Genomic DNA, 3,731 nt, shown 5'->3' with positions numbered 1-3,731 from the left:
CCCCCCCCCCCCCCCCCCCCCCCCCCCCCCCCCCCCCCCCCCCCCCCCCCCCCCCCCCCCCCCCCCCCCCCCCCCCCCCCCCCCCCCCGCTTTCGGTGTTCGGGCGGACTCAGGCGCTCATGGCCGCGACCGCCGACTTCGGCCGCAGATCCGTCCAGTGGGTCTCGATGTAGTCGGCGCACTCCTGCCTGGTCCCTTCACCCCTCACCGGTTCCCAGCCCGACGGCTGCGGAATACGGACCGGCCAGAGGGAGTGCTGCCCCTCTTCGTTGGCCAGTACGACGTAGCGGCCTTCCGGATCCTCAAAAGGGTTGGTTGCCACGATTTCCACCTTTGCTGAAGCGATGACGCAATCGACCGGCCTGTATTTCGGGCCTCACAGTAGGGGCCGGTGGAGCCCGGTGTGGGCAGCGTGAAAGGCATATCGGCGGCACTGTCCCGCCCTGCACCCGCGGTACCGCTCCCTTCGTAAACGACATATGATCCACCAGCTGAGACAAGATCATGAGATCCGAGTCCTGGGGGGATTGCGGTGACAGGTCGTGGGGGGCCGCTGCGGTTCAACATCCTGGGGCCGTTAGAGGGGTGGGCGGACGGCGCCAAGCTCCGCCTCGGCGGCACGATCCAGGAGCGGGTGCTCGTCGCGCTGCTGCTGGAGCCGGGCAAAATGCTGCCGGTGTCGCGGTTGGTGGCGGCCGCCTGGGAGGAGGATCCCCCGGCGACGGCCGCCCATCAGGTTCGCAAAGCAGTGGCCGATATACGTCGGCGCATTCCCGACGGCAGAGAGATCGTGGTCACCGAGGGCCCCGGATACCGCGCCGTGGTGACCGACGCCCAGCTCGACCTGACCGAGTTCGGCACGTGGCTGCGCACGGCGAAGGAGGCGGCGGCCGCCAGGCGCCCCGCACAGGCCGTCGAGGCACTGCAGGCAGCCTTGGCCCTCTGGCGCGGTCCGCTCCTCTCCGGTGAGGGCGGCCCCGTCGTCAACACGGCCTCCGTCGTCCTCGAGGAGCGCCGGCTGGCGGCCGTGGAGCAGCTCTTCGACCTCCGTCTGAGCCTCGGTGAATCGGCGGAGCTCGTCGTGGACCTGCGCGGACTCGTCCACCAGCATCCGCTGCGCGAGACGCTGCGCGGCCAGCTGATGCTCGCGCTGTACCGGTCGGGCCGCCAGGCCGCCGCACTCGAGGAGTACGCCGCGGTCCGCGAGCTGCTCGCCGAGGAGCTCGGCATCGACCCGGGCCCGCAGCTCACCAGGATGTACGAGGGGATCCTGCAGGAGAGTCCTGAGCTCGCGGGCATCGAACGGCCCTCGCTCGCCGTGCTGCCGCCGACGGAGCCCGAGGAGTTCAAGGCACCTTCCACGCTCCCGCACGACCTCGCGGACTTCACCGGGCGCAACCGGGAACTGCAGGAACTCCTGCACTACGCGCAGACGGAGGACGGGCAGGCCACCCGGATCGTGGCGCTCGACGGAATGGGCGGCAGCGGGAAGACCTCGCTGGCGGTCCGCGCCGCACACCGGCTCGCCCCCGCCTACCCCGACGGCCAGATCCACATCGACCTGCGCGGATACACCCCCGGCGAGCAGCCGATCACCACCGGCGCCGCCCTCGACACCCTGCTGCAGGCACTGGGCGTCCCCGGACACCGCATCCCCGAGGACATCGTCGGGCGCGCGGCCCTGTGGCGGGCCTCCCTCATCGGCAAGCGGCTGCTGCTCCTCGTCGACAACGCGGCGGACACCGCCTCGATCCGGCCCCTGCTACCCGCCTCGCCGGGCTGCCTTGTTCTCGTCACCAGCCGGGCCCGCCTGGTGGACCTGGACGGGGCCGAGTGGATCTCCATCGACATCATGACGCCCGAGGAGAGCGCGGCCCTGGTGGCGGACACCCTCGGCGTGCGGCGGGTGGCCGCCGAACCCGTGGCCGCCGACGAGCTGGCCCGCCTGTGCGGCCACCTCCCGCTCGCCCTGCGCATCGCGACCGCGCGGCTGCGCAACCGCCCGCGCTGGACACTGGCGTACCTGGTCGACCGCCTGCAGGACGAGACCCGCAGACTGGACGAACTCAGTTCGGGCGAGCGGAGCGTCGCCGCGGCACTGCGCCTCTCCTACCAGGCCCTGGACGAGGAGTCCCGGACGGCCTTCCGGATCCTCGCGCTGCACCCCGGCGGGGACATCGACGTGCATTCGGCGGCCGCCCTGCTGGGCCTGGACACCCGCGACGCCGAGGACATCCTGGAACGACTGCTCGACGTACACCTGGTGCAGCAGCCCGAGATCGGCCTGTACGCACTGCACGACCTGGTGCGCAGCTTCGCCCAGAGCCTGCGCGGCGAGCCGACCGCACGTGCCGACGAGGACGCACTGGAGCGGCTCCTCGACTACTACCTGACGGCCACCGAGGCGGCCTGCGAGATCCTTTTCCCCGGCCGCCGCCGCCGGCCCACCGGAATCCTGGAGTCGGCGGCAGAGCTGCCCGACTTCACGTACGTCGAGCACGCCCAGGCCTGGTTCACGAGGGAGCACGCCGCACTGCTTTCCGTCGCCGCCCTGGCCGAGCGGCTCGGTCACGACCGCCACGCGGTGTGCCTGGCGCGCAACATCGTCTTCCAGCTCAACGCGCGTGGACACCTCGACGAGTTCGCGGACCTCTGCCGCCTCGCGGTCACGGCCGCCAGGCGGCTCGGCGACCTCGCCCTGCTGGGAGTGAGCCTGTCGAACCTGGGCGTCGCCTGCTGGAAACTCGGCCGGCTCGACGAAGGCGTCAAGGTGGCCGAGGAGGGCCGCGACGTGGCCGCACGCATGGGCGACCGGCACACGGAGGCGCACAGCGAGAGCACGCTCGGCCTCTACAAGAGCCTGCTGGGGCGCTTTCCCGAAGCCCTCGCCCACCTCCAGCGCGCGATCGCCTTCGAACGGGAACTCGCCTCGCCCCGAGCGGAGGCCGAGAGCCTCACCGCCCTGAGCACCCTGTACGAACAGTGGGGGAGGCACGGCGAGGCTGCCGAGGCGGCCCGGCAGGCGGTGGAGCTCGCCCGGAAGCTGGGCCGGGTGGGCATCGAGATGGTCGCGCACACCGACCGGGCCTTCGCGCACACCGGCCTGGGCGAGTACGAGGTGGCCGACCAGGCCCTGGCCCGTGCACGCGGGCTGTACGACCAGTCCATGGACCAGGGCCACGCGGCGATGGCCCTCGCACTGTCGGCCGACGTGGCCCAGCGGATGGAACGGCTCGAGCAGTCCTGCGATTTCGCGGAGCAGGCCCTGTCGCTCGTGCGGGCGGGTTCGTCACCGCTGCGCCAGGCGAAGGTCGAGAACGTGCTCGGCCGGGTCCTACAGCGGAGCCAGGAGTACGAGGCGGCGCTCGACCTGCACAGCAGCGCGTACGAGCTCGCCTCCGGAGTCGGCTACCGCATCGAGGAGGCCTACGCCCTGGCCGGGATGGCCGGAGCGGCCGCGGCCCTGGGTGCCGAGCGGGAGGCGGCCGAGTATGCGGCCTCCGCCGAGGAGCTGTTCTCCGCGATGGGCGTGGCCCGGGAGGTCCGCCGCAGCTGACGGCCCCGGGGAAAAGGAGGGGGGGGGGGGGGGGGGGGGGGGGGGGGGGGGGGTGTGTGGGGGGGGGGGGGGGGGGGGGGGGGGGGGGGGGGGCGCCCCCCCCCCCCCCCCGCGGTCATTCCGCGGCTTCCGGTTCCGTCGCACGCGGCGGGACCTCCGGAACCGGCAGCAGCAT

Annotated in this window: 2 protein-coding genes; one reads left to right on the top strand and one right to left on the bottom strand. The window is 72.8% G+C overall.

The window, feature by feature from the left end:
* Positions 1–109: 109 nt before the first annotated feature.
* On the bottom strand, positions 110–322 hold the full coding sequence (locus ACZ49B_RS36375) for an MbtH family protein (RefSeq protein WP_468314864.1): 213 nt from the start codon (positions 320–322) through the stop codon (positions 110–112).
* A gap of 210 nt (positions 323–532) precedes the next feature.
* Here ACZ49B_RS36375 and ACZ49B_RS36370 point away from each other — a divergent pair, with 210 nt between their 5' ends.
* Positions 533–3,556, top strand: coding sequence for an AfsR/SARP family transcriptional regulator (locus tag ACZ49B_RS36370; protein ID WP_468314862.1), 3,024 nt, complete (start codon positions 533–535; stop codon positions 3,554–3,556).
* The last annotated feature ends 175 nt before the right edge of the window (positions 3,557–3,731 follow it).

The sequence above is a fragment of the Streptomyces sp. NPDC031132 genome (assembly GCF_055570595.1).
The sequence above is the reverse complement of the archived record's forward strand: the minus strand, read 5'-3'. Positions and strand labels throughout refer to the sequence as shown.